This is a genomic window from Carboxylicivirga sp. M1479 (assembly GCF_007097485.1).
In the GTDB taxonomy this organism is placed as follows: domain Bacteria; phylum Bacteroidota; class Bacteroidia; order Bacteroidales; family Marinilabiliaceae; genus Carboxylicivirga.
In genome coordinates, this window is the sequence record NZ_VKDE01000073.1 from 1 (window position 1) to 1,676 (window position 1,676).

Below are 1,676 nucleotides of genomic sequence, written 5' to 3' on the forward strand. Positions count from 1 at the left end.
CGTAAGGTATTGCCTGAAAACTCGGCCTACTGGCAATCATTGGATGGTAACTGGAAGTTTAACTGGGTGAAACACCCGAATGAACGTCCTATTGATTTTTATCAACCTGACTTTGATGTTAGCAACTGGGATGATATTCCGGTGCCTTCTAATTGGAATATTGTTGGATTAGCGAAAGATGGTGGCCAGACATATGGTACGCCTATCTACTGTAACCAGCCGGTTATTTTCCAGCACAGTGTTAAAGTAGATGACTGGAAAGGTGGTGTGATGCGCGAACCGGCTAAAGACTGGGTTACTTACGAGGCTCGTAATGAAGTGGGCTCTTACCGTCGTGATTTTGTTATTCCCGACCACTGGGATGGCAGAGAAATTTTCGTTCAGTTCGATGGCGTCGACTCGTTCTTTTACCTGTGGATCAATGGGGAGTATGTGGGATTTTCCAAAAACTCACGTAATGCCGCTATTTTTGATATCAGCCAATATCTGAAAAAAGGCACGAACGTTATTGCTGCTGAGGTGTATCGTAACTCCGATGGTTCATTCCTGGAAGCACAGGATATGTTCCGTCTGCCAGGTATTTTCCGCACTGTGCAACTGTATTCAACACCAAAAGTGCAGATTCGTGACTTATTTGTTCTGCCTGAGCTAGATAAAAACTACAAAGATGGTTCACTAAATATAGCTGTTGATGTACGTAATTTCAGCAAGAAAACAGTTAAAGGCTATACAGTGGATTATTCATTGTATGCCAATAAACTGTATTCTGATGAGAATACATTGGTAGAGGGTGTTGTTGCAACAGCTTCTGTTCCTGTGGTAACTGGTGGTGCTGAAGTCAAGGCCACTGCTGAGATGAAGGTCAATGCTCCAAAGCTTTGGTCGGCAGAACACCCGTATCGCTATACTCTGGTGGCCGAATTGAAAGATAAGAAAGGCCGGGTGGTGGAGACCATTTCTACCTATACTGGTTTCCGTGAAGTGGTGATTAAAGATACTAAAGCTGAAGACGATGAATTCGGTTTGGCAGGTCGTTATTACTACATCAATGGTAAAACAGTCAAATTAAAAGGTGTTAACCGCCACGAGACACATCCTGCAACAGGTCATACATTGACACGTGAGCAGATGGAAGAGGAAGTGATGTTGATGAAACGAGCTAATATTAACCACGTTCGTAACTCACACTACCCGGCAGACCCTTATTGGTATTACCTGTGTGATAAGTACGGTATTTACCAGGAAGACGAGGCCAACATTGAATCGCACCAATATTACTATGGAGAAGCTTCGCTTTCTCATCCACCAGAGTGGAAAAACGCGCATGTTGGCCGTGTGATTGAAATGACACAGCAGAATAAAAACTACCCGTCTATCGTCATCTGGTCACTTGGTAATGAGGCTGGTCCGGGTGAAAACTTTGTACATGCCTACAAGGCATTGAAAGCCATTGATACATCACGTCCGGTTCAGTACGAGCGAAACAACAGCATCGTGGATATGGGCTCCAACCAGTATCCGTCTATCGGTTGGATGAATAATGCCGTAACCGGAGAAATGAATATTAAATATCCGTTCCATATCTCAGAATATGCGCATTCTATGGGTAATGCCTGTGGTAACCTGATTGATTACTGGAATGCCATTGAGTCGACTAACTTCTTTTGTGGTGGCGC

1 protein-coding gene is annotated in these 1,676 nt (G+C 43.9%); it reads left to right on the forward strand.

Annotated elements, in window-relative coordinates; all coding sequences use genetic code 11:
• Positions 1 to 1,676 (forward strand): glycoside hydrolase family 2 protein (locus FNN09_RS20790; RefSeq protein ID WP_299802339.1); only part of this gene is annotated, 1,676 nt, incomplete at both ends.